Genomic DNA, 26,789 nt, shown 5'->3' with positions numbered 1-26,789 from the left:
AGGAGCAGAGTATGAGGGGAATGCGATATATATTTTATTTGCTGCCTTTGCTTGTGGGTGCGCAGCAAACAGATAAAATAGAATATGATCTTAGAATCTCTTACACAGGCGAGAAGAGTGCGCCAACAACGATTAAAACGCAGTATTGCAAAGGCACGACTATTAAGTGTGGTAAGCAAGTAAAAATCTCTTACAAAGGCGTGTTGCTTTTTAGTGCATTCTATAAAAATGGTGAGTATGATGGCAAAGTGCTTTCTTATTATCCTGATGGAGCATTGCAAGAAACTCGTACTTATATTGAAGGCAAAGAGCAGGGCAAACGTGTGCTTTATTATAATAATGGTAAGATTCAGAGTGAGCAAGAATATGTCCTTAATAAGCGCGAGGGTGAGGGTAAGAAGTATTATGAAAATGGTGCATTACAGGCGCAATTTACCTACAAAGATGATAAGCTTGATGGACTAAGAGAGGAGTTTAATAAACAGGGTGTTTTAATTTATGAGACACTTTATAAAGAGGGCAAGAAGCAAATGATGAAGCATTATGATGCACAGGGTGTATTGCTTGAAGAGAAAAATTGTCGTTGGAATGCTTGTTATTAGCACAAGGAGGGGAAAGTGAAAGAGCAAAGCATAAGATGGATACAAATCATTATAGGAGGGGCGTTATTATGTTGTTTATGCGCCTGTGTAGAGCAAGAGCCAATACCCTCTACATCGCAATTACCTATGGATACAAATGATACGAAGTCAAAAGAAAATGCTAAAACTAGTCCTAGCACAAAGGATAAAACAGGAACGAATACTACTGCAAATATTAATACACGCCCAATACCTCAAGCAGAGATGTCAAATAGGCAAAATACACTTGAAACAATAAGTGGGGAGCAAAGCACAGAAAAAGTAGAAGATAATGGACGTACTTATCGGGCAGTTATTACCTATAAGCCCGGCACAAAGATTAAGCACGGCAAAGAAACGCTTTATTACCTTGAGGGCGGTGTAGCACAGGTGGCATTTTATGTTGATAATAAAAGAGAGGGGCTATATCAAATTTTTTCCCAAAAAGGTGTGCTGGTTTATGAGGCATATTATAGGGCAGGGCGTTTAAATGGCTTGTGTAGGATTTTTGATGCAGGGAATGGAAAGCTAAGGAGCGAAATGAATTTTGTTAATGATGTGCTAGAGGGAGAGATGAAAATCTATGATACATCGGGTGCATTATGGTATATCCTTGAGTATAAAAATGGTAAAAAAGATGGTATTGCCAAAGAATTTGATGAGAAAGGCAGAGCTATACGCGAGGTGCCATATCGCAATGATGAGGAAATAAGGTAAAAATAACATATAAATTTTTAAGGTTTTAATAAAAAATGTTTCGCATATAAAATAATGAATAAGTTATAGTTTTATTGCATTGAAGATTATATAAAACCTTACCTTTAAAATAAAGGTAAGGTATGTTTTTGCAGAAGTAAAAGGATAATGGGATTTTAAAATATGCAGTTGTAAAGAGCTTACATTGTTAGACTAGAATTATATTAACCATTGATTTTTACATAAGAGAAGTTAGATATTGCAAAAGAGAGATTTTATAATTTGTATTGGTTAGAATCTTTACACAAAGATTCTAACCAATGTATAAGGTATTAATATGAGAAAATTACCGAATCCATTTTTTCTTCACCAAAAATAGGTGCGAGTGTCTTTTCATACGCTTTTTTCATAAAGCCCTCACGAGTGAGTGTATCAATCTCATCATCTAGCCAAGTCTTAAGTTCAGTGTTTCCTTTTTTTACCGCAGGAGCGATTACATCTTCATCGCCTAAGACAGGGATTCCTACACCAAAGCCTTCATTTTCCATAGCCCACGCAAGAACGAGCGTATTATCGTGTGCGAGTGCATCGCCTCTTTTGTCTTTGAGTGCAAGAAATGCTTCAGTATTTTGCTCATATTTAAGTAATTCAATGTCTGGGTAATTTTTGCTAAAATACATATCCGCAGTCGTGCCTTTATTCACAATAAGTTTTTTGCCTTTTAACTCATCAACGCTTGTAATCTCTCCATTAGGAGATACCACACCAAGGGCTACTTTCATATAAGGCTTTGCAAAATCCACTGCTTCTTCACGCTCTGGTGTTTTTGTGAAATTTGCCATAATAATATCAACTTTGTTTGAGCGTAAAAATTCCACACGAGAGGCAGCTTCTGTCAATATAAACTTCACTTTGTTTTCATCACCGAGCAAATCTTGTGTGATGCGCTTTGCAATAAACACATCAAAGCCATCATTATCGCCTTTTTCATTCACAAAGCCAAAAGGAGGTTTGTCGCTAAAAACACCAATGCGCACAACCCCTTTTTGCTTGATTTGTTCTATCGCACTTTGTGTTTTTTCTGTTTCTTGCTGTGTGCTTTCTTCTCTATCGCCACACGCATTCAAGCCTATCATAAAAATTATGCTTACAAATGCCAAAAACCATTTTTTCATTTTTGCTCCTTTAGAATCTTTATAGAATTAAGTAAAGGTTATGCCACAAAAAAGTTAATGTATATTGGCACATTTTATGGACTATTGTCCAAAAGCTCCATAACTGACAAGTTTTTGATAACGTTTATTGAGGTAATTATCATCTTGTGAAATCTCCTCAATGGCTTTGAGGAAGTAAGATTCAATCACTTTTGCAGCATTTTCTTTATCTCTATGTGCGCCAATGAGTGGCTCATCAATAACATCATCAATAAGCCCACATTTTTTAAGCTCAAGGGGAGTGATTTTGAGTGCTTTTGTGGCAGATTCTATCTTTGCAGGGTCATTCCATAAAATTGCCGCACAGCCTTCAGGTGAAATAACGCTAAACACAGAATATTGCATCATAGCAAGCTTATCTGCTACGGCAATGGCTAAAGCCCCTCCACTTCCTCCCTCGCCAATGACAATCGCAACCGTTGGAGTTTTGAGTTTGGCAAATTCTTGCAAGTTTCTAGCAATAGCCTCACTTTGTCCGCGCTCCTCCGCGCCTAAGCCCGGATATGCACCCTGTGTATCTACAAGCATAAGGATAGGAATATGGAACTTTTCAGCAAGTTTTGCTGCACGTAAAGCCTTGCGATAGCCCTCCGGGCTTGGCATACCGAAGTTTCGCACAAGTTTATTTTTAGTCCCTCGCCCTTTTTCTTCGCCAATAACCATAGCAGTTTGCTCACCGATTTTACCTAAAAAACATACAATGGCTTTGTCATCTTTAAAATGTCTATCACCACTTATTTCATAAGCATCTTTACAAATAAGCTCAATATAATCCATTGCATAAGGGCGGTCAGGGTGGCGCGCAAGCTGTAGCTTTTGGTAATCGCTGATGTTAGCATAAACATTGCGCACTTCTTTTTCAAGCTCTTTTTCAAGAATAAGCTTTGCGTCATTATCCCCACGCATCAGGGCAGATTCTATATCATCTTGGAGGTTTTTAATTTTTTGCTCAAAATCAAGATAGGTAGCCATTCTCTTTTAGATCCTGCCAAATATTACCACGCCATTTGTGCCACCAAAACCAAAAGAGTTACTCATCACTGCATTAATCTTAGCTTCACGCGCAACATTGGGAATATAGTCAAGATCGCATTCAGGATCGGGATATTCTTGATTGATAGTAGGGGGAAGCACACCATTTTGCATTGCCATAAGAGAAATGACTGCTTCAAGCGCACCTGCCGCACCAAGACAATGCCCGATTTGCCCTTTGGTAGAGCTAACAGGCGGAACATTATCCTTACCACCAAATGCAGTTTTAAGAGCCATTGTTTCATATAAATCATTATAGGCTGTGCTTGTGCCGTGTGCATTGACATAATCTATACGAGTATTTGCCATTTTGAGTGCGGCTTTCATTGCACGCAACGCTCCTTCTCCTTGTGGAGCGGGGGTAGTAATATGATTTGCATCTCCGCTTTCACCAAAACCAATCACTTCCCCATAGATTTTTGCCCCACGTTTTTTGGCACTCTCATACTCTTCAAGTACCAATGCCCCTGCGCCTTCACCCATAACAAAGCCATTGCGCTCTTTATCAAAAGGGCGAGAAGCTTTGAGTGGCTCATCATTTCTATCGCTCAAGGCTTTCATAGCGGCAAAACCGCCAATTCCCACAGGGCAGATAGCAGATTCTGAACCAACTACAAGCATCACATCTGCGCCATTGAGCATAATGGTTTTTGCTGCTTCGCTAATAGCGTGAGTCCCAGCAGCACAAGCAGTAACACTTGCTAAGTTTGGTCCTTTGAGTGCGTATTGTATAGAGATAAAACCTCCAAGCATATTTACTAATGCTGAAGGAATAAAAAATGGATTAATGCGTCTAGGTCCTTTTTGCTCACAAACAATAGAGTTTAGTTCAATATTATTTAATCCGCCAATACCAGCACCAGAGCTTACGCCAAATCTATCACCAAGCGCACTCTCAACTCTTTCTTCTTGAAGCAAACCGCTTTCATTCATTGCCTCTTGGGCTGCTTTTAATCCAAGCTGTATGAAACGACCAGCTTTTTTTACTTCGCGTGGATCGAGGACATCTTCAGGGTTGAAATTTGTAATTTCACCAGCAATTTTGACAGGAAAATTTTCTGCATCAAAGCAAGAAATGTGTTTAATGCCACATTTGCCCTCAACAATTGCTTTAAAAGATTCTTCTTTGTTTAAACCTAAGGCATTGACCATTCCCAAACCAGTTACTACCACTCGACGCATTAACATTCCTTCATAATTTTATGAGAGTATAACGAAGAATCTACTCTGCGCTAAAGCTCAAAAGCAGATTCTGACATCTGTGTTATTTAGTTGCTTTTTCAATATAAGCAACAACATCATTCACTGTTTTGATTTTTTCTGCATCTTCATCAGGAATTTCGATTGAGAATTTTTCCTCTAATGCCATAACAAGCTCCACAACATCAAGTGAATCTGCATTTAAGTCTTCGATAAAGCGAGATTCTGGCTTTACTTCATTCGCATCAACACTCAACTGCTCTACGACTACTGCTTTTACATCTTCAAATGTTTTACTCATTGTATGCTCCTTGTTTTAAACTTAAAATCCCACATTGTAGCAAATTTTTGTTAAATAACAAACGCTTTGCTACATATATAGCCCACCATTAACCTTAAGCACCTCGCCTGTAATATAGCTTGAGTGTTCTGAAAGCAAGAATGCTACCGCTTCTGCTACATCGCTTGCTTCCCCAAAACGCGCAAGAGGAATGTTTTTCATATAGCTTTCTACCACTTCGGGTTTGAGTTCATCAGTCATATCACTTTTAATGAATCCGGGTGTAATGCAGTTAAAGCGGACATTGCGTGGTGCGCCCTCATAAGCAAAAGATTTACTCATTGCAATCATTCCACCTTTACTTGCTGCATAGTTTGTTTGTCCCATATTACCACGTTCGCCAACGATTGAGGCGATATTTACGACACTTCCAAAACGTTGCTTACTCATCACTTTGAGTGCTTCTCTGCAGCCAATAAAGCAGGATTTGAGATTGGCTTCAATCACATTTTCAAAATCCGCTACTCCCATACGCAAGGCAAGCTTATCATTTGTGATGCCCGCATTATTGACTAAATAACTCAAAGCGCCATCACTTTCTGTAATTGCTTTTATGGCGTTTACAAATTCCTCCTCCACACTTGCATCAAATTTCATCACTGCCGCTTTGCCTCCATTTGATACTATTTCTTTTTGCAGTGCATCGGCAATTTCTGGTTTTGAACGATAATTTATCCACACTTTTAGCCCATATCCTGCTAATGTCCTAGCAATCTGCGCCCCAATGCCCTTGCTCGCGCCTGTAATAAGCACATTGTTTCCTTGAAATTTCATACACTCTCCTTGTGTTTTTATGCAATCTTAGCTTATTTTAGTAACTTAACTATTCTATGCTAAAGCTCACGCTGTCTATGCTGCCATCTTCGCCTACGATTGTGAGATGATATTCTCCTCGCGCAAGGAATGTTTTAAAATATGATTGTGTGGAGGTATGGATAAGCTCTTTGTTAAGATACCACGAAATGGTTTGATTTTTAAGATTGCTCACATCAATAATGAGCTCTTTTTGTCCATCAAAATCCTTTGCTTGTAAGATTTTAAGCCCTTGTGTAGGATAGAGAATCTGCACGCTTTTTTTATGCTTTTGGATATGTTTTTCTATCTTTACATCTTGAATCTTATAATATGCAAGCACATTGAGTGGGAGTTTAAGTATGATTTGGGGTATAGATTCAAGAAAATGGCTATCATAAGAATCTACCTCCTTCCCTTCATACATAAAGGCTTTATGATAAAAAGGCGAGTGGCGCAGAGGCTTTGCATCGCTAGGGTAGAGAATGCTTTTCATTAAATCTTTATCCCCAAGTAAATTTTTATATTCATCGCTTAATGTATAGCCACTCAATCTATCCACCTCAATATAGCTTAGCTCCTCTGCAGGAAGTGCAAAGTTAATGTGATTATCAGGCAGGAGCGAAAGTATCTCAAAAAGGAGTGTTCCTGCAGTTTTTACCCCCATAATATTAGGATTTGGTTTGCCATCAAAATTTCCTACCCACACAACAATAGTGTATTTAGGACTAGTCCCCGCTGCCCACGCATCTTTTCTCCCATAGCTTGTGCCACTCTTCCACGAAAATACCATTTTGTCTTTATAAAAATCCAAGATCCCCTCACGTTCTAATTCTTTTAATGTTTGTAAAGTCAAATAAGCACTACCTTTTGTGAGGTATTGCTGTGTGGGCTTTGGGGGTTTATTTGCTAAAAATGAGAGGTCGCCAAATGCACCATAATTGCCTAGTCCGCGATAAAGTCTTGCGATTTGAAGCATACTTACTTCTTTTGAGCCAAGGATAAAAGATAAGCCATAGCGATAGGGATTGCTTGGCTTGAGATGCGCCATATCTTGGAGTTTAAAGAAGAATTTTTCATATCCATATATTTGTAAAAGTTTGACAAAAGGTACATTGAGCGACTTTTGTAGGGCGTATTGAGCTTGGGTTAATCCCTGATAGTTTTTTTGGGCATTTTGTGGGTTAAAATTAGCAAAAAAGAGTGGCACATCAATGAGAAGACTTTGAGGGGCGATTAAACCCTCATCAATACTTAGGGCGTATAAAAAAGGCTTAAGCAATGAGCCGGGTGAGCGCAAAGCGCGCACGCCATCGATTTGTCCATAATTTTGTATATCTAAAAAATCTTGCGAGCCTACATAGCCTAAAATTTCCCCGCTTTGTGTATCTACTAAAAGGGCGGCAAGGTTTAAGATACCTTGTGGATAAAGCTTTTTGTGATATTGTTTTATGGTGGATTCTAGGCGCATTTGTAGATTTTTATCAATCGTGGTGATGATATTGTTTTCTTGTTGGCTAGAAGCAAGGCGCACACTTAAATGCGGAGCAATATTATGATAGCTTATTTTTGCTTGAGGCAGAGGTTCTTTAAGTGCAAGGGCAAGGATTGTTTCATCAAAATAGCCTTTTTTGTGCAGTTTTATTAATAGAGCATCACGTTTGTTTTGGAGAATCTGTGTGTTTTTGTGGAGATTAAGAAGTCCGGGGGCATTAGGCAGCACAGCAAGGAGGGCAGATTCTGCCCAAGTGAGTGAGCGGGAATCTTTTCCAAAATATAAAAGTGAAGCTGAATGATAGCCCACAATATTGCCGCCATAAGGGGCATTATTAAGATACATACTTAAAATTTCATCTTTGCTATATGCGCATTCAAGGGCAAATGTTTGAAATAGCTCATTGATTTTATTTGAAAGTGTGCGTGGGGCATTTGTATAGAGCTTTACAACTTGCATACTAATGGTGCTTCCACCCATACGCTTGGGCGAGGTAAGATTATTTTTTGCACTCCGCAAAAGCGCAAATATATCAATGCCAAAATGTTTTTCAAAATGCTTATCTTCATAAGTAAGCACGGCAAGACGAAGTTTGGTTGAGGGGCTATGTGGGGACTTAAGATGCCATTGTTCTTGTTTATTTAAAAATACGCTCAAAAGTGCGCCATTTCTATCAAACACACTTTTACTATAAGCAGATTCAAAAAGATCTTCTTTGGGCTTAAGTGTGTGATAAAAGCTTATAAGCACTCCTAAGCCATAAAGACAGAAAAATACAACTCCTCCCACACATAGAATGAGTGGCATTTTGAGTGAGTGGAAGATTCTATTCCTTTTCACGAGAGGTTACCACAATGGGTAGAGATTGGGTATTAGCAAGGAAACTATGATCATACATTGCTTCTGCCGTGGCAGGTGGCAAGAGATAGCTACCCGGAGTAATGGCATTAATCTTTACAAACATTGATATATCATTGCCTTGATAGTCCATAAACCACATTATTTTATCATCTTTTATATCAGTATAGGAAATGCCCTTTTGCGAGATAAATGCAGGAAGCTCACTTTCATTTAATCTCGTATTTTCTATCTCCCAACCGCTTGGAAGATTCTGCGTGATAGCGACATTATCTACACTTACGCGCTCACTTGCATTACTCAATGTGAGTTTGAGATAAAATGTGCTTGAAGAGGGCAAAGAACTCACATCAATAGGGTTATTGTTTTCATCAACAAAACTTCGACTAAGGGCAATTTTTTGCGCTTTTGGCTGAATATCTTTTTCAAGTAAAATGCCGTCCCATACCTGATTTACATAGAGTGGAAAAGCATTATTTGAGCTGATTTTGCCTTTAGGCGCACTAAAGGGTATTTTGATAAAATCTGCATTCTCCTCGCTCTCAAGCTTCTTATCATTAAAGCTCACATTAAGGGCATTGCCACTCTCATTTGTATTTGCAGGGGCAGTTTGGGCAAGAGCTAAGAGTGAGTAGCCAAGTGTTTGAGTAGAATACCACTCACTGCTTTCAAGTTTTTGGACAATCTCAAAAAAAAGCTCTTTATGAGGCAAGCCATAAATATCTTTATAGGCTTGTAAAATCATCGCATCATCGCGTAAACTTGAGCCATAACTTTGGGAGTAAGAATCTCTATCGCGACTACTTTTGGTAGGGAGATTCTTTGTAATATTTTCTGCCATAGATGAAAGCCCTGCGAGTTTGTATGCTGCGCCTAAAATCCATTTATCGCTCACTGCAAGGGCATTAAAGCGATGTTCATATATATCATTGAGTAAGCCTATTTGTGGCTCACCTGCAAGCGAGAGGAGATAGAGAGAATACACGATAGTAGGGAGATTTGCATCTTGTTTGACATAATGCTTTTGGTAATTGAGCCATTTTTTGAGCATACTTTCTGGCACATAATACCCCTGTGCTTTAGCAAGAAGGAGAAAATGCCCTGCATACGCACTTCCCCATCTATCCGCAGAAGGTTGTCCCTGCCAATAGGCAAATCCGCCATCATTAGTTTGGAATCCCCCTATACGCGCAATTCCTGCGTTGATATTGCGCACGATTGTGGGTTTGTCAATAAAGTTAGCCTTACTGAGCTTTGTGATAAAAAGCTGGGGCATTACACTTGAGGTTGTCTGCTCAATACAGCCATAGGGATAGCGGATAAGCCACTTAATACGCCCATCAATGCTCATAATAGGGCTTTTACTCACAATCACATAGCCATTTTCTGAACCTTGAATAAAATCTTTTGGGTTTTCGAGTGTAAGTTGGGATTTTGGCTCAAGCATCATTTTTTTACTCATAGTTGTATAAGGATTATAGGGCAAAACATCAATTTCTGTTTTTTCCTGCATACTGAAACCTTTACTTGAGAGGCTTATATCGATAAAATCCTGCCCAATACGATCTTCACTCACTTTTGCATCAATATAGACACTTTGTGGTTTTTTATCATCAAATTGCAAGGTAATATTGTTTTGACTTAGTGTAATCTTATCGCCACTTTTAAGCTTCAAAGTCGCCCTACCTACCTTTTCTTGTGTGGGTAAAACTTCAATGGCTAAGCTAAAGGTATCGCCAATTTTGAGACTTCGAGGAATCGTAGGGAGCATCACAACCGGTGCGCTCACTTGCATATCTTGCGAAGCTCCACCATAGGATTTTTCATTCACAGCTACTGCCATTATCCTCACACTCCCCATATACGAGGGCATTGTGTAGGTAAATTTTGCCTCGCCTTGCTCATCGCTCATTGTAGATTCATAAAAGGTTACAGGTTTAAATCTTTGAGCTTGATTTAAATCCTTGCGTTGTGAGTTTGCTAACATCTCATCGCCACCGACTTTAAGAATCTGCGCAATCTTGCCTATATTGCGCCCAATAATCATATCGTAGTTGTCAAAGCTTGAGAGTGAAAGTGCAAGTTTTTGGTAGAAAAATTTCCACGGATTTGGTGAGACAAAATTTGTCAAATCAAGCAAACCTTCATCGACAATAGCAAGAGTATAGGCGACTTTTTTATGTTCTTTATTGGAGAGATTGATAGTAAATTCTGTATTGGGGCGGATTGATTTTGGCGCATTAATCTCAAGTGTGAGTTGTGAATCTTTATCTTCTACCATTAGCGGTATTACACCATAAAGCCGTTGTGAGCGGTCATTATCAAGCGTGTGGTAATTTTGCAAAAGATGCACACTCACATACACATTAGGGGCATAGGAGGCTTTGAGCGGGAGAGTGAATTGCGTTTGAGTTTCTTTTGTATCTACCCAAAAGCGTTCAAGCACTTTATTTTCTCCAATAACACTTACAAGCGCCTTAGAATCTTTGGTGCTTTCAAAGCTAATTTGGGCTTTCTCGCTGCTTAAGTAATGTGTTTTATCAGCTTGAATCTTAAGCTGCGTGAGCTTTGGTGCTAAAGTTGGCTCTCCATATTCACTTGCATAGAGTGAAATAGCACTTTTTGTGTGGTTTTGCTCATCTTCTACTTCTATAAAAAGCTCTCCACTTTGATTGGGTTTAAAGCTTAATGTAACAGGCTCAAGCTTTGAAGTAAGTGTGCCTTCTTTTAGAATCTTCGTATATTTGCTGCTTTTTATAGAACGCACGAATTCATCATAATTGCTATAATCCCACCACCACGAGTAGCTTGAATGGTAGATTCTATAAGTGAGTTTGCGATTTGCAATAGGTTTATGCGTATCATTTGAAAGCACGATGATAGGCAAATGAATATCTGAATCCGCACTCACATAGCGAGTTTGCGGTGCTTTAATACCCACAAAACTATCATAAAGCACAATATCCATAGCCTTTGCATTCTGCACAGATCTTCCGCCGCTCTCAATCACCCAAGTGCGCAAAATCGCACGAAGATTTTTCCCTAGACTTTCCACATCATTAGTATCAAAATGTAAATGCGCCACGCCTTGCTCATTGAGCTTTCCCTCTTGTGAATCATTGACACGATATTGAAGTGATAGGGGCGAAGTGAAAGTATAATCACTATATGAGGGTGCATAAAAATTTACTTCTTTTATTTGCAAATCTGCTTTAAAGTTTAAGTTGCTTGCTGGCGCGCCAAAAAGATATGTTGAAGAAAGCTTGAATGAAAGACTATCATCGTTGTTTGCTAACTCTTGCGCATTAAGATGTTCAGGAGATTCTATTTCTACTTTTATGCGATTTGGCACAACATTTTCTACGGGAATATTATGCCAAAATGTGCTACCTCCAATTTTAACTTGAAGATTATAAATGCCGCTAGGAGCGTTCTTTTCTGTATGAAATGTATAAGAAAATAGCCCAAAAGACTGCTCTTTAAGAGATATATTTTCTACCACGCTTTTGCCCTGTGGAGAGGTGATACTCACAAGTATAGGGTGGGTTATGGGCTTAGAATCTGCTCTTGCAATGATATTGATATGCGCACTCTCACCCGGACGATATACGCCTCTATCAGTATAAATATAAGCTCTTGTATTGCCCTGTATTTGCTCTCCTGCTACATCATAGCCCTCTACGCTTAAAGGCGCATTAAGTCGCAAAATCGTATGATCATTATCTTTACTCGCATCAAGATACATAATCGAAGAGGCATTATGCAATATCCCCACACCCTCTGAATCTGTATTAATGCTTTCTATGGTTTGATTCTTGGAATTTATAGCATCGATTTTCACAGAGGAGAGTGGCTTGTTATTAGTCATATCAAGCGCCATTACGCTTAGTTCATTATTACCAATTTGTTGGGCGATGAGGGCAATATTTGAAAAAATCAAATGTTTTTGAATCTTTGCTTGATTAAAAAACTGCTCTTTGCGCCACGCGGAGGTATCTTCTGGAAATTCATAGACAATATCATTTTCATCAAAGCCAAGTTCAATAATAAAAATGCCTTTTTTGTCCTTGAGCGGGGATAAATCTATCTCGCTTTGAATCCATTCATTTTGTTTCATTTCAAGCGCAAAATCTTGTGCTATCACTACATCGCCTAAGCGTTCAAAATCCGCATAAATACCACGATTTCTGTTTTCATAGTCATCATCATAGTAGTCATAATCATAAGGCTTATCTTTGTATTGAGTTTGCCCGATGAGATTTTGTTTATACAAATAGGCTGTGATGTTATTTGGATAAATTTTGCTGACTTTGAGTTTTACATTTTTGAGATTAATACTTTTAAAGGCGATTTTATGCTGTGCATCACTTGGGAGAAAAATACCCTGTTGCGAGAATGCAAGGGCTGGGGGGATTTGATGGAAGATTACAGAATCTTCTTTGGGCGTTTGCATACGCGATTTATCAATGCCCATTAAGCCTTCTTTGATGCGTACTTGGTAGTTTTGTGAGAGGTTAAAAGGTGCGTCAATGCGCACGATATTACCGCTTTGAGAGAATTTTGCCTCTATATCCGGGCTAATGCTAATAAAGTTTTCTAAATGTGGATTGGGGGCGAGATTCATAGAAAAATGCACTTGGATATAAGGTGTCTCTGCACTTATTGCATTTATTTGTGTAACTTCTAAATTTCCCGCACTTTGCACATATCGTATCTCTTCATCTTTTTGCAACCCAAAATATGAAGCCTTGAGTGTTAAAATATAGGTTTTATCCTCCTGTATAGGCAAAACATCACTTAAAAGCACCAAAGATGTATCTAAACCACTCTCTAAGCTAAAGCCAACATCTGCCCCCTTGTCATCTTTAAGGGTGATAGCTTTAGATGTATCTTTTTTGTCTTGGGCTTGCATAGCAAACAAATCGCTTATGTTAATACCTTGTGAAAATGCAATTTGTATAGAGAATCTCAAGCTTTTATCATCAATGTATGAGGGAGTAAAAGATGAAAAATTTACTTCTGTGTAGGCTGTTTGCAAGGGAAGCGAGAGAGAATCTTCAATGAGCGTTTTTTCGAGTTTTGCGAGATTAATGGCGAGGGTGTATTTTGTATGGGGCTTTAAAAGCGGGAGATAATTTGGAGCAATAAGCAGCTCATAGGGGGATTGATAAGCATAAGAGGCATCAATGCCCTTGCCATCAAGCTTTATAATATTATCACTTGCTTTTACTTCATAGATTGCGCCAGATTCTGTATCTTCTACAATGGGGGTGTTAAAGGTAATGAGGATAGAATCTTGGTTTGTAGAGATATTCTCGGTATAGGAGCTGACTTTTCCATTATCCGAACACGCACTCATAAAATATATCAAAAATGCACTTATAATATAGAGATAAAATTTTAAGCTAAGCTCTTTCACTCATCTTTCCTTATGTTATTTTCGCAGTATAATCCTGCGCATTATATCAAAAAACATTACATCAAGGTTGCTCAATATCCCTAAAATGTGGCGCACAATCAAAATTTATGGCACTTTTAAAATGATATTTTTGCCCTTTAAAGCAAAACTCAAGCTTATGGGCATTGAGGCATAAATAGGGTGCGCCAAAGTATTGCTCATATGCTGCTAGATGTTCGTTTTTAAGATAGGCTCGGCTATAAGATTTTGCTACCCCATAGAGCGGGTCTCCTAAGATTCTATGTCCTATATGCGCACAATGCACACGAATTTGATGTGTTCTGCCACTTAGAGGTATAGCATAAATAAGCGTAGAATCTGTGGGGGCGTGATATGAAAGAGGGCGCACAAGAGTGCGACTTTTTTTACCATTTTTACTCACAATACTTTTGATACATAAATCTCCACCTTTGTGCTTTTGTGTGGCTATTGGCTCATTGATGAGTATCTCTTGTGTAAGTTCTCCTGCCACAATCGCTTTGTAACTTTTGTGAATCTGCCCTTGCTGCATTAATAGCTTGAGCTCCCTCTGGCTTGTGGGATTAATCGCGCCTATAATTAAGCCACTTGTTTGCTTATCAAGGCGATGAATGATGCTTGCATTATTGCCAAAGCGCGATTTGAGCGCGTCATTAAGCGAGTAGTGGAAATATCTGCCCTTAGGGTGGCTAAGGAGATTATGAGGCTTATCATATATGCAAAAATCTGTGTTGTAATAGAGAGGTTCTAGCGCAATATCACAGGCTTCAAATTCATTAAGCTCCACCTTGCCACAAATGATTTCATTTTTAGCCACAATGCGCCCTTGTTGCGTAAGATATGCCTTATCTATGGCTCTTTGAGCTTCCTTAATACTATATCCTTTTTGTCGCATAAGGAATAAAAATGCTGCTATGGGTTGGGTAATCTCATACTCGCGCGTAACAAAGGGCATTTGTATCCTTATATATGATGTTTTAGATTGTAGATTCTAGCAGATAAATTGCATAGGAGAGATTTAATATAGCCCCACTTCTTGTGCTAAATATATGTTAATTTTGCTTGTAGATTTTTAGATTTTATCTTTTATTTTTTGCAGATGGACAAAGGGAGCTTAAATTTAAAGGGGGATTTTAGAATCTCCTCAACTTACTTAATTGATTTTATTTGATTCTTATTTTGATATAAGTTTAAAGTTTAATGTGAAGTTACAATATATAAGTTTATTTTTATTCTTTTTTTTATCAAGGAGGAGGGGCTTAAATGAAGTCGGCTAGGTGATATACACCTCGTTCCCTAAACGCCTTTAAGATTGTGCTTTGCACACTATTGATTCTAAATGCAATAAAGATATACTTTATTGCTAAGAAATAGTGAGATTATTAAGAGATTCTTAGAATCTTAGGGTAGATTTTATTTTTTGGGGTTTTGAGATTATGAATCTTAAGCTTACTCTAGGCGTGATTATATTTTTTCCCAAGTTGTGCCAAAAGGAGTATCCATAATTTCAATGCCCTCTTGCTTTAAAGCATCGCGTATGCTATCAGCTAAGGCATAATCTTTTGTTTTTTTTGCTTCTTGTCGTTTTTGGAGCTGTTCTTCTATATATGCTTTTTTCTCTGCGCTCAATCCAAGCTGAAAATACTCTTGCGCATTCTTGCTTCCAAGTCCAAGCAAAAACTCTATGCACAAAAGATTTGCACCAATACTTTGTTTTTGGGTTTTATCTTTGGGGTATTTATCGAGGATTTCATTGCTACGAGAGAGCATATCCTCGATAATACTTAGAGCCTTTGAAATATTATAATCATCACTTAGTGCCTCAAGTAAGGGTTGTAAAAAATCCTTTTGTGCATTTTTGGCAAGATGTTGGAGTGAGGCGCTATCGTGCAAGGATTCTATGCTTTGTGTAGGAATATGCGGAGGGAGGGTATCTTGCACACGTTTTTTGAGGCGATAGATTTTATCAAGTCGCTTTTTGCTCTGCAATAAATCCTCTTCATTAAAATTAAGAGTCAAGCGATAATGCACGCCAAGGAGATAATTGCGCAATATCTCGCCATCATAACTTGTGAGTGCATCTTTGATAAAAAAGCTATTGCCAAGTGATTTACTCATTTTTTCACCATTGATATTCACAAAGCCATTATGAAGCCAATATTTAGCGAGTTCGCGTCCTGTGGCACAGCGTGTTTGTGAGGCTTCATTTTCGTGATGAGGGAAAAGCAAATCCGCACCGCCGGCGTGAATATCAATGGCATACGCCTCGTTTTGATAGGCTAAATGCTTTTCAATCATTGCCGAGCATTCAATATGCCAGCCGGGACGACCCTTGCCAAATGGACTATCATAAGCAATATCATTCTCCCCTTTATAGCCCTTCCATAGTGCAAAATCATTATGCTCAAGCTTGTCTTGTGCATTTTCTATGCGGCTTTGTGCGTTTATATCTTCAGCTCGATGCGAGAGTGAGCCATAATGAGCATCTTTGCTAATGCTTAAATACACATCATTATTTTCACCCTTATACGCATACTCTTTGTGGAGCAAGGATTCTATCATTTCGCACATTTGAGGGAGATGTTCTGTGGCTTTTGGCTCAATATCTGCACGTAATACCCCAAGAGAATCCATATCTTTTAAATATGAATCCATATAGCGCGAGGTAAGCTCACTAACGCTTATGTGGCTATCAAGGGATTTTTTAATAATCTTATCATCAATATCTGTAAAGTTTTTTACAAAAATCACCTTGAATCCTAAAAAAACAAATAAGCGCCGCCATAAATCAAACACAATTGAGCTTCGTGCGTGTCCCAAATGCGCATCATCATAGACGGTGGGACCGCATACATAAAGCCGAATCTCGCCTTCTTTTATGGGGGTAAAAGGGAGCTTTTGTTTTTTTACGCTATCAAAAAGGGTTATCATAGAATATTCCTTACAAAAAGATGAAAAGCATCAACAAAAGCCCTAATGTAGGGCTTGAGATACCATAGGAGTAGCAATTCTATGCAGCAAATTACCACAAGAAGCCCCCACGCTTTTTTGTAGGCTATTATACCTAAGAATCGCTTGAAGCCAAAGATTCTAATTGTGAGTATAAAAAGCACAAAACCGCTTAGACTCCCTGATAGGGCTAATCCCATTGCGCCAAAGGGGTGCATCAATATAAGTGAAAATGCAATGCCACAGAGTAATGAAATAGCCGAGATTTTAGCAGCCTTGCCTTGCATTTGATAAGAGTAAAGCCAGAGTGAGAAGATTCTACTTAAGCCAAAAGGCACTAAACCAATCATATATGCGCTAAAAACTCCTGCGACAATGCGCGTATTTTCTTCATTAAATTGCCCCCATTGATAAAGGAGGCTAATGATTTCTTGGCTAAGGAAGATTCCACCACATACGCACATACAAAGCACGATAAAAAGAAACCAAAAGGATTTTTTAAGTGCCTTAAATGCTTGGAGTGTTTGCTGATTTTTAAGAGCCTTTGCTACAAGTGGAAAGAGCGCGGTTGAAATAGCTATGGCAAAAATGGCAAGGGGGAATTGAAAGATTCTATTTGCATAATAAAGGGCGCTAATGCTTCCTGTGGCAAGAAACGAAGCCAAAAGTGTGTCGATAAAGGCTGCAAGTTGCGCGGTGGAGCTTCCTAGCATTGCAGGAAAAAATTGCTTAAAAAATGTTTGAATATCTGCTTTGGCTTGAGCTATGCGCTTTGTGATTTTATTATTTGGATTTTTTGTGCGTATCCATTGCCACAGCTCTATTGCACCGATATAAAGAAGTTTAAAAAATCTTAAGCGATAGAGCGGATAAAAGTGCAAGAGAATTTGAGCAATTCCACCGCATATCACGCCATAGCTAAGCATATAGACAACTTGCATAGAATCTTTATCGTGAGCAAGAAATAAAGCAGCAATCATTGCGATATTTAAAAGCGCGGTGTTGTAAGCATTAACCCAAAAGCAGTTTTTGTATTGCAAAAGTGAAGACAGAAAAGTTACAATAAACACAAGCTCTAAATACCAAAAATTAATTGCTACAATAGGCTTAGCAAGATTAATTGTTGCTTCATCAAAACCAAAAGCAAGGAGTTTGGTAAAAAAACCATTAAAACACATCACAAGGAGTGAGAGGCAGAGAATAAAAAAAGCAAAAATAAAAAAAGTAACAAGCGCAAATATGCCTTTTTTGCGACTACGAATAAAGTTAGGCAAAAAACTTTGTGTAAAAGCTCCTTCACCAAATACGCGCCGAAAAAGATTAGGAAGCTTAAAGGCAGCAAAAAAAATATCGCTATATACACTTGCTCCTAAGATTTTTGCTGTGCATAAATCACGTATCAAACCAGCAACGCGCGAAAGTAAGATGCCGCTACTGTTTGTTAAAAATGCCTTTTTTATCAAATTTTACCTTTACTTTATATTATTAAGTATAAAAGTGCTATTATAGCAATAAACAAATTAAGAACGATGAGGTTTTATGCAACTCTTTGAGCCTATTTCTATAAAATCCTGCATTGATGTGAATGTTGAGATTAAAAAAATATGTGATTTGTATGCTCTTGAAGAAGGAATGGTGAGCTTTGATATATTGCATATTAGCACTTTGTATCGTGGAGAAACAAAGAAAGATTTTAGCATTCTCCCACCAGAGGAATATCCAAGTATTTTAGGTGATGAGACACGATACAATCAAAATGATTTTGATATTAAACAAGTGTATGATATTAAGTTACGTGGGCTTAAAGAGGGTGATTTAGCCCCCTTTGTGAAATTGCATTTAGATGATGAATACTATGAGATTCGCCTTGAGCTTAAAGAGGGCTTAGAGGTGCGCGAAGATGATGAATTTTTCACACAGCTTTATGAGCAAATTACGCGAGAAAAAGCAAAGAAAAATATCATTGTGCGGCTTTTTGGTGCGGATATACAGCAGGAGATTCAAGCCCTTAAGGATTTATTTGCCTCTCTTTCTATTAAGGGTAAAGTAGAGGCTACGCGATATGTGATGATTGCAAAGGCGGGAGGATTTGTCCCTAGTATGAGCGGGGCATTTAGATTCACCCTTAAAGAAGAATGGAATAAATCACATAGTAAGCCAGTAGAGTTTGCCTCTTATGCAGCAAAAGCCGGAGATTTGGTGGGCTTGGCCTCTAAGCCTCAAGCAGGAGTGAGCGGACGCAATTTAAAGGGCGAGTATATCCACGCAAAAAAGCAAGATAACATAAATTTAGAAATGAAAATGGGCTACAAGGAAGGTGAGTTTAGGAGTGAAGAAAAAGAAGGTGTTATAGAGTATTATGCCGCACAAGATGGCTATGTATCGGTAGGAGAGGGTGAGTTAAAGATTTTGACTGATTTTCATCTAGCTGAAGTTAGTTTGCGCACAGGTGGCTCATTACTTGGAGGGGATAAAAAAGGCTTTGTGGTGGAAGTTGCTTGTGTTGATCCTAGTCAAGATGCTATAGGTGCGGGTATTGTGCTTGAAGCAGAGGATATTAAGATTTATGGGAGTATTGCAGAAAATGCAAGTGTAGTAGGAGATAAGGTGGAGATTAATGGACAAACACATCTCAGCGCAACCATAAAAGGCAAGGAAGTAAAGATTGATATACATAAAGGTGCTGCAAAGGCAGAGAAGATTCATATCTCTCGGCTTGAGGTAGGGAGCATAGATGCCGAGGAGGTTACTATCGAGCAAGCCAATGGAGGAAGTATAAGGGCAAAGGATATTAACATTGATAATTTGCATTCAAATACTAAGCTTACCCTCTCTCATTGCGCGCATATCAAAAGTATGAATGGTGGGGAAAATCACTTTCTTATTTCTTCTCACGCTTCTTTAAAAGCACAAGAAGAAATAGAGTATGTCAATGAGAGTATTGAACATAATTTTGAAATGATGAATACACTTCTTGCGGTGTTAAATAAAGATTTGGCACTTGTGCATAAAACAAAGCCTGTGGTCAATAAAATCAAGCTCATTATGGAAGAAAATAAGAGAAACAATAAACCAAATGAACGCAATATCACTGATAGTGTGGCTCAATATGTGATTTTGCTTCATCGCACAAAATATCTTAAAGATCGCCTTGTAGCCTTAAAACAAGAAAGTAAGGACTTAAACAAGCGACTTGAAATCCTTAATGAACAAGCCAAGGAGGCAAGTATTGTTGTTGATACACCTTGGCAGGGGGATAATGAAGTTATATATGAAAGTTTTTTCCCTCAATCAAAGGATACTATCGTTGTGCATAATGGCGAAAAAGTAGAGATTCATATTGATAAAGAACAATGCAAAATACAAAAGGTAGAGCGTCAATGAGCGCCCCAATGAATCTTATCGTAGGCTTAAGAGGCATTGTATGCAAACTAGAGCCGATGTTTGTAGAGATTGATGTGGGAGGGGTAGTCTATGGGGTGCAAATGTCTCTTAATGCAACTTCTGCATTAAGAGCACAAATAGAGACACAATCACAAAAAGAAGTAAGAATCATCTGCACGCATATCATTCGTGAAGATGCGCATTTGCTTTTTGGCTTTATTGATGATATGGAGAGGCAGACTTTTGAGAGATTGATTAAGATTAATGGCGTAGGTCCTAAGGTTGCCCTTGCTATTCTCTCAACCTATACGCCCACATATTTTGCTACGATTATTGCAAATAAAGATATTGATGCGCTCAAAAAAGTTCCGGGCATTGGTCCAAAAGGTGCAGGAAAGATTATGGTTGATGTGGCAGGATTCTTTGCGGAGTTATTGCAAAATCAAAGCGTTGCTCCGCAAAATCATCTTTTATATGAGGCTTCTTTGGCATTGCGCTCACTCGGCTTTAAAGAAAATGATATAAGTAGAGCGCTTAAGGGTGTAGAGGCTACAAATGTATCTGAAATGCTTAAAGAGGCACTTAAAAAATTAGCTTAATTAAATTAAATTAAATAGATAAAGGAGAGTTATGTTACAAACATTTCGAGCTAAAGTACTTTTTACATTGTTGATATTTATCATTATTGGTTTTGGCATACTTTATGGCATTATCGCTTCAGGTTTTCAGGGTATGGCAGCAAAAGAGAGCAAGAAAAATGCACAAATGCTTGGGGATTCGGTTTTTCAAACCGTGCGTATGAGTATGAATATGGGAACAAGAGAGATGATTGATGCGGGATTGAATGAAGCAGCTAAGATTCCAGGTGTGCTTACCCTTAAGATTCATAAAAGTCAAAGCGTGATTGATCTCTTTGGTATGAATGATAAAGTGAGTGATGAAAAGGAGATTGTGGAGGTTTTTGAGGATAAACAAGCTCGCTTGAAAGAAAATTATGATGGTAATGAGCATAGCGTGGTATTTCTTAAGCCTCTTGTTGCTAATGAAACTTGTTTGACTTGCCATCAATATGGAGCAGTGGAAGATGGCGATGTGCTTGGTGTGCTTGAGCTTAAAATCTCAACTGAAGGTTTTTATGAGCAAATTAGTAATAATGAAGATTCTCTTTTGCTTACTATGTTTGTAGCAGGTGTGTTGGCATTGTTTGGGCTTTATGTGTTTTTTGAAAAAGAACTCGTCAAGCCGCTTAATAGTTTGCGTGATATGGCAAAAGATCTTACAGAAGGAGGGAGCGGGGATCTTACGAAACGTATTGCTATTAAACGCAATGATGAAGTGGGTATTACTTCAGGTTATGTTAATAAGTTTATTCAAACTATACAAGAGACGATTTCAGTAAGCAAACGCGTGAGCGAGGAAAATATGCAAGCTTGCGGTGGATTGCTTGATGTATCAAATACATTATCAAAAAATTCTGATGAGCAATTTGAGCTTGTCGATAAAGTCAATGCTTTAGCCTATAAAGTCAGTGAGAATCTTGATAATGCCGAGCAGATTGCTAATGCTACTAAAAATGAAATTGAGCAAACTGAAACAACCCTTGATGAATTTGTGAGTAATCTCCAAAATTCTGTCGAACTCATCTCATCTTCTGCACAAAATCAGCAGGAGATTTTAGATCGTGTAGAAGAGCTGATAGGACACGCTGAACAAATTAAATCAGTGCTTTCTATTATTAGTGATATTGCCGATCAGACTAATCTCTTAGCCTTGAATGCTGCCATTGAAGCTGCACGTGCAGGAGAGCACGGGCGAGGCTTTGCGGTGGTGGCTGATGAAGTGCGAAAACTCGCTGAACGCACCCAAAAATCACTCAATGAGATTGCTGCAAATGTGAATCTTGTAACACAAAGCATTGATGATATGGGGACAAGTATTAAGGATACAGCAGAAAATATGATAGAAATTACAGGTAAAACTACACCGCTTATTGATGAAGTTCATAATACACACGATAAGCTTGCATCGACAAAGCAAAATGCGATACATCTCAAAGATATTAGCACCTCTATTGCCCATAGCACGAAAGAATTAGCAGAGATGATGCAAGAGATTGCTAAATCTTCAGAGACAACTCAAAGCGTAGGGCATAATATACAAAAGATTGCTAATGATATGTCAGCTAAGGCAAAAGAGCTTGATGATGCAATTAGTAAATTTAGAACCTAAATGAGAATCTACCGCACGCATTTTGAGGGTGATTTATTAGCAGTAGCTCCCTTTCTTGCGTGGGTAGAATCTCACATTCCTAAGGCACAAAATCTTGATGAGATAGGACTTGCATTATGTGAATGTGTGCATAATATCATTGAGCATCATATACAACGCATAAGTAAAAAAGAGTTTTATATAAAGCCCTCTGTGTATAAGCCTTTACCTCAATCTCACACTTCGCACTTTGCATCGCTTCCAACATCATCACGTACGCATTCTACAAGGAGAAACAATACCTCGTATTTATTGCGTAAATCATATATTGCTTGTATGTTAGTGATAAAACCCACACAGATTCTTATGACTTTTACCTTTCCTTTTAAGCCTTGCTATAAAATGCATAAAACTCCTATGATGAGAGTTTTAGGTGGAAGAGGGGAGCGCATTATTAAATTTTGTCTAGCACAAACGCGCATAAGAGTGTATTATGGGCTATCAAAAGGCATAGTAACATTATATATGCCTTTATTAAGAAAAGAAACTCATTGAATGCTACACATTTTTGTTATAATAGTTTATTGAAAGGAATAAAATGGCACTAAGTGTTCAAAACATTAATGATTTGCAGATGATATGTAGCACAGGGAAGCTTAAAACCTATGATGCATTTTTGACTTTTAAAATTGAGCTAGAAAATCTTCTTCCGCAGTTTTTGGCTGAACACCATCTCCTTCGAATCTTTTTCACTAAAGCCTATCCTATTAATTCTTATGTGTTGGGCTATTTATTTAAATTACGCGATGTAGACAAGATAAGCATAGAAATTGTCGTTGATGATTTGAGATTATTTATGTTTTTTGAAGAAATTGATTTAATTGATGAATTTAAAATCAAAATTATGGAGGTATAGTTGGAGCAATATAGCATATGGAATAGAATCTATGACTATATCAATCCTATCGCATTTGAGGCTTTTGGTATCAATGTACATTGGTATGGCATTATGTATGTGGGTGCTATGCTTATTGCTCTTGCTATTGCAAAGTGCTTTGTGAAATATAATAATGCGCGTTTTCCTGTGAGCCAAGAGCAGCTTGATAGTTTTTTTATTTGGGTTGAAATAGGTGTGATTCTAGGGGGGCGCATTGGCTACATACTTGTATATTCCCCGCAGAGATGGGAGTATCTTTTGCAGCCTTGGCAGATGTTTAATCCCTACTACAATGGCACATTCGTGGGCATTAGTGGCTTTAGCTATCACGGAGCAGTGCTTGGCTTTCTCATTGGGGCATTTTTATTTTGCCATTTTAAGAAGCAGCCTTTTTGGACTTTTATGGATCTCTCCGCGGTTTCTATCCCCTTGGGTTATGTATTTGGGCGTTTGGGTAATTTTTTTAATCACGAGCTTTATGGACGTATCGTGGAGGATAATAGCTTTGGGAGAAGTGTGGGCATACTCGTTAATGGAGAATTGCGCTATCCTAGTCAGCTTTTTGAGGCTTTGGGCGAGGGAGTGCTTGTTTTTATTGCCCTGCTTTGTGTGCTTAAATGGAGCAAAAAGCCCGGTATGTTGATTGTAGCTTATGGTGCATTATATGCTTTTGCAAGATTTATGTGCGAGTATTTTAGAGAGGCAGATGCGCAGATGGGATATTTTGCTCTTGGTTTGTCAATGGGGCAGATTCTAAGTCTTGTGATGTTTGGGATAAGTGTCGTGCTTTGGTTTATTGTGATAAGGCAAAAGCCTATTTTATCGCCTATTGCTTTAGAAAAAACTCATAAAAAATCAAATAAAAAATGAACCTCTTTAGGATATATAGATATTGCTATGGTAGTATGTGCAGTGATTTATGAAGTTACTCAGCAATGCTTAAAGAGCGGAAGGAGAAGGAATGCTTGAAAAAAAAATGAATCTTAATGAGCTAAAGGCAAAAAAAGGGGTGGAGAAAATTACAGCTATCACGGCTTATGATGCGCTTATGGCGCATATTTTTGATGGTGAAGTCGATGTGATTTTAGTGGGCGATAGTTTGAATATGAGCTTTGGCGGACAAAATGATACACTCACTCTTAAAACCAAAGAAATGATTTATCACACAAAAGCAGTATGTAGGGGCGTGAAGCATTCTTTTGTCATTGCGGATATGCCATTTGGGAGTTATATTACTATCAAAGAAGCCCTTAAAAATGCGCGAAGATTCTATAAGCACACAAGTGCAGATGCTCTCAAGCTTGAAGTAGGAATGGACAAACTTCCCCTAATCAAGGCACTATGTGATGAGGGCTTTGCTATTATGGCACATATTGGTTTGAAACCACAATTTATGCGCTTTGATGGGGGATTCAAGGTTAAAGGCAAAGAGAGCGCACAGCAGAAAGAGCTTATAGAAACTGCCCTTGCTATGCAAGAAGCCGGAGCATTTGGAATCCTCATAGAAGGTGTGAGTAAAGAATGTGGCAGTGCTATTACAAAAGCTGTGCAAGTGCCTACTATTGGCATTGGCGCGGGGGTAGAGTGTGATGGACAGATTCTTGTATGGAGTGATGCCTTTGGCTTTTTTGATACTTTTAAGCCTAAATTTGTGCGCCGTTATTGCAATGGAAAGGCAATGCTTAAAGAAGCCATACGAAATTATGCTAATGATGTAAAAACTTGTGCATTTCCAAGCAGCCAAGAGAGTTATTAATGGAAAAAATTTCATTGCAAAAATCACAGGCTCAAAGTGCAGAAATTAATCGTATTGTTGAGGTAGAAAAGATTAATTTTGAAATCACTCAAGAATCTTCCTTGCGCCCAAGCGTATGGGAAGAATACATCGGGCAAGAAAAAATTAAAAAAAATCTTCAAATCGCCATTGAGGCAAGTAAAAAACGTGGAGAATGTCTTGACCATATTCTTTTTTTTGGACCCCCTGGGCTTGGCAAGACGACATTAAGCTATATTATTGCCAATCAAATGGGGAGTAATATCAAAGTGAGTGCAGCGCCTATGATAGAAAAAGCGGGGGATTTGGCGGCGATTTTAACAAATTTGAGCGAGGGGGATATTTTATTTATTGATGAGATTCATCGTCTAAGCCCTGCAATTGAGGAGATTCTTTATCCTGCAATGGAGGATTTTCGCCTTGATATTATCATTGGTTCTGGTCCTGCTGCACAGACAATAAAGCTTGATATTGCGCCTTTTACACTTATTGGAGCGACAACTCGTGCGGGTATGCTCTCAAATCCTTTGCGTGATAGATTTGGTATGAGCTTTCGTTTGCAATTTTATGAAGCAGATGAGCTTGCGCGTATCGTATCTATTGCGGCAAGAAAACTTAATAAGAATCTCGCCCAAAGCGGGGCAGATGAGATTGCACGTCGTTCAAGAGGCACGCCACGTATAGCCCTGCGACTATTACGCAGAGTGAGGGATTTTGCAGATGTAGGCATATATGCTAAAGAAAGCGAAATAAGCCTTAAATGTGTGCAATATGCACTCAATGAGCTAGGCGTGAATGAGCTTGGTTTTGATGAGCTTGATTTGCGCTACTTAAATATTTTAGCACAGGCTCAAGGCAAACCCATAGGGCTTAATACAATTGCAGCGGCTATGAGCGAAGATGAAGCGACAATTGAAGATGTGATTGAACCTTATTTATTAGTGAATGCCTACTTGGAGCGCACAGCAAAAGGGCGTATAGCGACACCCAAAACCTATGAATTATTGCAGATTCCACATATTACGCAAAAAACACTTTTTTAACTTTATAAAGCTTTAATAATGATTTAAATATTTTATTATTGTGTATATTTTTGGGTTTTTTAAATAATTTAATGAAAAAAGAATCGAGGCTTATAAAAAATTTAAGAAAAAATCACATAGAATATAAGCCTATTTCAAAAATACAAAGGAGAAGGAATGTTAAAGAGTAAGTTGTTTTGCTCACTTTCTGTTGCATTTGCATTAAGCGTAGGTGCGTGGGCAAGTGAGGGTGTGCATTGGGATTACAGCGAGGATAAAGGTCCTAAACATTGGGGAGATCTTGATAAGCAGTTTGCGCTATGCAAAGTAGGTAAGGCACAAACACCTATTGATATTATCACTTCTAAAGCAAAGAAAACAAAGCAAGATGTGGCTTTTGCATATGCAAATAACACAAAAGATATTGTCAATAATGGGCATACGATTCAAGTGAATGTAGATGGTGGTGCTTCAAGCATAACTTTTAATGGTGTCGTGTATGAGCTAGTGCAATTTCACTTTCATACCCCATCTGAAAATCAAATTGATGGCGTGAAATTCCCACTTGAAGCGCATTTTGTGCATAAAAATGATAAGGGAAATTTACTTGTTGTTGGTGTGCTTTTTAATGAAGGAGCAGAAAACAAGGCATTTGAAAAAGTTTTCAAAAACCTCCCTCAAGCTGCTGGCAAATCTAAAAAGCTTGAAAAAGTTAATATAAGTGCTTTATTGCCTGAATCTAAAGCATATTATGAGTTTATGGGAAGTTTAACAACTCCCCCTTGTAGCGAAAATGTGCAATGGGTAGTGCTAAAAACTCAGCTTGAGGCT

At 38.3% G+C, this 26,789-nt stretch carries 21 protein-coding genes; 11 read left to right on the top strand and 10 right to left on the bottom strand.

The features are described from left to right. Window positions 1-11 precede the first annotated feature (11 nt). The gene (locus J1E28_RS02075) at window positions 12-602 is read left to right on the top strand and encodes a toxin-antitoxin system YwqK family antitoxin (RefSeq protein WP_291026283.1); all 591 of its coding nucleotides are present in this window, start codon (window positions 12-14) and stop codon (window positions 600-602) included. A gap of 15 nt (window positions 603-617) precedes the next feature. Beyond that, a complete protein-coding gene (locus tag J1E28_RS02070; protein ID WP_291026282.1) occupies window positions 618-1,337 on the top strand; it encodes a toxin-antitoxin system YwqK family antitoxin in 720 nt (239 codons plus the stop codon). A 311-nt stretch (window positions 1,338-1,648) separates the two neighbouring features. Here J1E28_RS02070 and J1E28_RS02065 read toward each other — a convergent pair whose 3' ends face one another. The 10 genes from J1E28_RS02065 to murJ all read right to left on the bottom strand — a co-directional run bounded on the left by J1E28_RS02065 (window position 1,649) and on the right by murJ (window position 18,096). Next, window positions 1,649-2,491 carry a cysteine ABC transporter substrate-binding protein gene (locus J1E28_RS02065; protein ID WP_291026281.1) on the bottom strand — a complete coding sequence of 281 codons (843 nt, stop codon included), beginning with the start codon at window positions 2,489-2,491 and terminating at the stop codon, window positions 1,649-1,651. Between the two features lie 81 nt (window positions 2,492-2,572). Further along, window positions 2,573-3,502 carry an acetyl-CoA carboxylase carboxyl transferase subunit alpha gene (accA, locus tag J1E28_RS02060; protein ID WP_291026280.1) on the bottom strand — a complete coding sequence of 310 codons (930 nt, stop codon included), beginning with the start codon at window positions 3,500-3,502 and terminating at the stop codon, window positions 2,573-2,575. Window positions 3,503-3,508: 6 nt separating this feature from the next. Next, window positions 3,509-4,744: a beta-ketoacyl-ACP synthase II gene (locus J1E28_RS02055; protein WP_291026279.1), complete on the bottom strand. Its 1,236-nt coding sequence runs from the start codon at window positions 4,742-4,744 to the stop codon at window positions 3,509-3,511. 82 nt (window positions 4,745-4,826) lie between these two features. Further along, on the bottom strand, window positions 4,827-5,063 hold the full coding sequence (gene acpP / locus J1E28_RS02050) for an acyl carrier protein (protein WP_291026278.1): 237 nt from the start codon (window positions 5,061-5,063) through the stop codon (window positions 4,827-4,829). A gap of 69 nt (window positions 5,064-5,132) precedes the next feature. After that, entirely contained in the window at window positions 5,133-5,876 is a 744-nt protein-coding gene (fabG, locus tag J1E28_RS02045; RefSeq protein ID WP_291026277.1) for a 3-oxoacyl-ACP reductase FabG, read from the bottom strand. 49 nt (window positions 5,877-5,925) lie between these two features. Beyond that, window positions 5,926-8,229, bottom strand: coding sequence for a penicillin-binding protein 1C (gene pbpC / locus J1E28_RS02040; protein ID WP_291026276.1), 2,304 nt, complete (start codon window positions 8,227-8,229; stop codon window positions 5,926-5,928). Next, window positions 8,216-13,666 carry an MG2 domain-containing protein gene (locus tag J1E28_RS02035; RefSeq protein WP_291026275.1) on the bottom strand — a complete coding sequence of 1,817 codons (5,451 nt, stop codon included), beginning with the start codon at window positions 13,664-13,666 and terminating at the stop codon, window positions 8,216-8,218. The genes pbpC and J1E28_RS02035 overlap by 14 nt, the downstream gene beginning before the upstream one ends. A 61-nt stretch (window positions 13,667-13,727) precedes the next feature. After that, window positions 13,728-14,639 (bottom strand): RluA family pseudouridine synthase, encoded by a 912-nt coding sequence (locus J1E28_RS02030; protein ID WP_291026274.1) that lies wholly within the window; start codon window positions 14,637-14,639, stop codon window positions 13,728-13,730. 509 nt (window positions 14,640-15,148) lie between these two features. Then, window positions 15,149-16,612 carry a cysteine--tRNA ligase gene (gene cysS, locus J1E28_RS02025; RefSeq protein WP_291026304.1) on the bottom strand — a complete coding sequence of 488 codons (1,464 nt, stop codon included), beginning with the start codon at window positions 16,610-16,612 and terminating at the stop codon, window positions 15,149-15,151. Continuing rightward, window positions 16,612-18,096, bottom strand: coding sequence for a murein biosynthesis integral membrane protein MurJ (murJ, locus tag J1E28_RS02020; protein ID WP_291026273.1), 1,485 nt, complete (start codon window positions 18,094-18,096; stop codon window positions 16,612-16,614). Before murJ ends, cysS begins: the two co-directional genes overlap by 1 nt. A gap of 76 nt (window positions 18,097-18,172) precedes the next feature. Between murJ and J1E28_RS02015 the strand changes: the two genes are divergently transcribed. The 9 genes from J1E28_RS02015 to J1E28_RS01975 form a co-directional block, all read left to right on the top strand. Then, window positions 18,173-20,017 (top strand): hypothetical protein, encoded by a 1,845-nt coding sequence (locus tag J1E28_RS02015; RefSeq protein WP_291026272.1) that lies wholly within the window; start codon window positions 18,173-18,175, stop codon window positions 20,015-20,017. Beyond that, window positions 20,014-20,616: a Holliday junction branch migration protein RuvA gene (ruvA, locus tag J1E28_RS02010; protein ID WP_291026271.1), complete on the top strand. Its 603-nt coding sequence runs from the start codon at window positions 20,014-20,016 to the stop codon at window positions 20,614-20,616. The genes J1E28_RS02015 and ruvA overlap by 4 nt, the downstream gene beginning before the upstream one ends. Before the next feature lie 31 nt (window positions 20,617-20,647). Then, window positions 20,648-22,246, top strand: a complete 1,599-nt coding sequence (locus tag J1E28_RS02005) for a methyl-accepting chemotaxis protein (RefSeq protein WP_291026270.1) — start codon at window positions 20,648-20,650, stop codon at window positions 22,244-22,246. Then, entirely contained in the window at window positions 22,247-22,780 is a 534-nt protein-coding gene (locus J1E28_RS02000; protein ID WP_291026269.1) for a hypothetical protein, read from the top strand. It begins immediately after the preceding gene. 43 nt (window positions 22,781-22,823) lie between these two features. Next, complete coding sequence (locus tag J1E28_RS01995) at window positions 22,824-23,141, top strand: hypothetical protein (protein WP_291026268.1); 318 nt, start codon at window positions 22,824-22,826, stop codon at window positions 23,139-23,141. Beyond that, complete coding sequence (lgt, locus tag J1E28_RS01990; RefSeq protein ID WP_291026267.1) at window positions 23,142-24,032, top strand: prolipoprotein diacylglyceryl transferase; 891 nt, start codon at window positions 23,142-23,144, stop codon at window positions 24,030-24,032. It abuts the gene before it with no gap. A 91-nt stretch (window positions 24,033-24,123) separates the two neighbouring features. Further along, entirely contained in the window at window positions 24,124-24,918 is a 795-nt protein-coding gene (panB, locus tag J1E28_RS01985) for a 3-methyl-2-oxobutanoate hydroxymethyltransferase (protein ID WP_291026266.1), read from the top strand. Continuing rightward, window positions 24,918-25,979, top strand: coding sequence for a Holliday junction branch migration DNA helicase RuvB (gene ruvB, locus J1E28_RS01980; RefSeq protein WP_291026265.1), 1,062 nt, complete (start codon window positions 24,918-24,920; stop codon window positions 25,977-25,979). The genes panB and ruvB overlap by 1 nt, the downstream gene beginning before the upstream one ends. A gap of 156 nt (window positions 25,980-26,135) precedes the next feature. Continuing rightward, window positions 26,136-26,789: carbonic anhydrase family protein (locus tag J1E28_RS01975; RefSeq protein WP_291026264.1), on the top strand; the 654-nt coding region annotated here is incomplete at its 3' end.

The sequence above is a fragment of the Helicobacter sp. genome (assembly GCF_022511165.1).
Lineage (GTDB): Bacteria > Campylobacterota > Campylobacteria > Campylobacterales > Helicobacteraceae > Helicobacter_C.
Note: the sequence above shows the minus strand (reverse complement) of the source record. Positions and strands in the feature narration are given on the sequence as shown.

Bases quoted from the DNA above. Each gene is read 5' to 3' on its own strand.
- J1E28_RS02075 (WP_291026283.1), top strand. From the start codon at position 12: ATGAGGGGAATGCGATATATATTTTATTTGCTGCCTTTGCTTGTGGGT.
- J1E28_RS02065 (WP_291026281.1), bottom strand. From the start codon at position 2,491: ATGAAAAAATGGTTTTTGGCATTTGTAAGCATAATTTTTATGATAGGC.
- accA (WP_291026280.1), bottom strand. From the start codon at position 3,502: ATGGCTACCTATCTTGATTTTGAGCAAAAAATTAAAAACCTCCAAGAT.
- J1E28_RS02055 (WP_291026279.1), bottom strand. From the start codon at position 4,744: ATGCGTCGAGTGGTAGTAACTGGTTTGGGAATGGTCAATGCCTTAGGT.
- acpP (WP_291026278.1), bottom strand. From the start codon at position 5,063: ATGAGTAAAACATTTGAAGATGTAAAAGCAGTAGTCGTAGAGCAGTTG.
- fabG (WP_291026277.1), bottom strand. From the start codon at position 5,876: ATGAAATTTCAAGGAAACAATGTGCTTATTACAGGCGCGAGCAAGGGC.
- J1E28_RS02030 (WP_291026274.1), bottom strand. From the start codon at position 14,639: ATGCCCTTTGTTACGCGCGAGTATGAGATTACCCAACCCATAGCAGCA.
- J1E28_RS02015 (WP_291026272.1), top strand. From the start codon at position 18,173: ATGCAACTCTTTGAGCCTATTTCTATAAAATCCTGCATTGATGTGAAT.
- ruvA (WP_291026271.1), top strand. From the start codon at position 20,014: ATGAGCGCCCCAATGAATCTTATCGTAGGCTTAAGAGGCATTGTATGC.
- J1E28_RS02005 (WP_291026270.1), top strand. From the start codon at position 20,648: ATGTTACAAACATTTCGAGCTAAAGTACTTTTTACATTGTTGATATTT.
- J1E28_RS02000 (WP_291026269.1), top strand. From the start codon at position 22,247: ATGAGAATCTACCGCACGCATTTTGAGGGTGATTTATTAGCAGTAGCT.
- J1E28_RS01995 (WP_291026268.1), top strand. From the start codon at position 22,824: ATGGCACTAAGTGTTCAAAACATTAATGATTTGCAGATGATATGTAGC.
- panB (WP_291026266.1), top strand. From the start codon at position 24,124: ATGCTTGAAAAAAAAATGAATCTTAATGAGCTAAAGGCAAAAAAAGGG.
- ruvB (WP_291026265.1), top strand. From the start codon at position 24,918: ATGGAAAAAATTTCATTGCAAAAATCACAGGCTCAAAGTGCAGAAATT.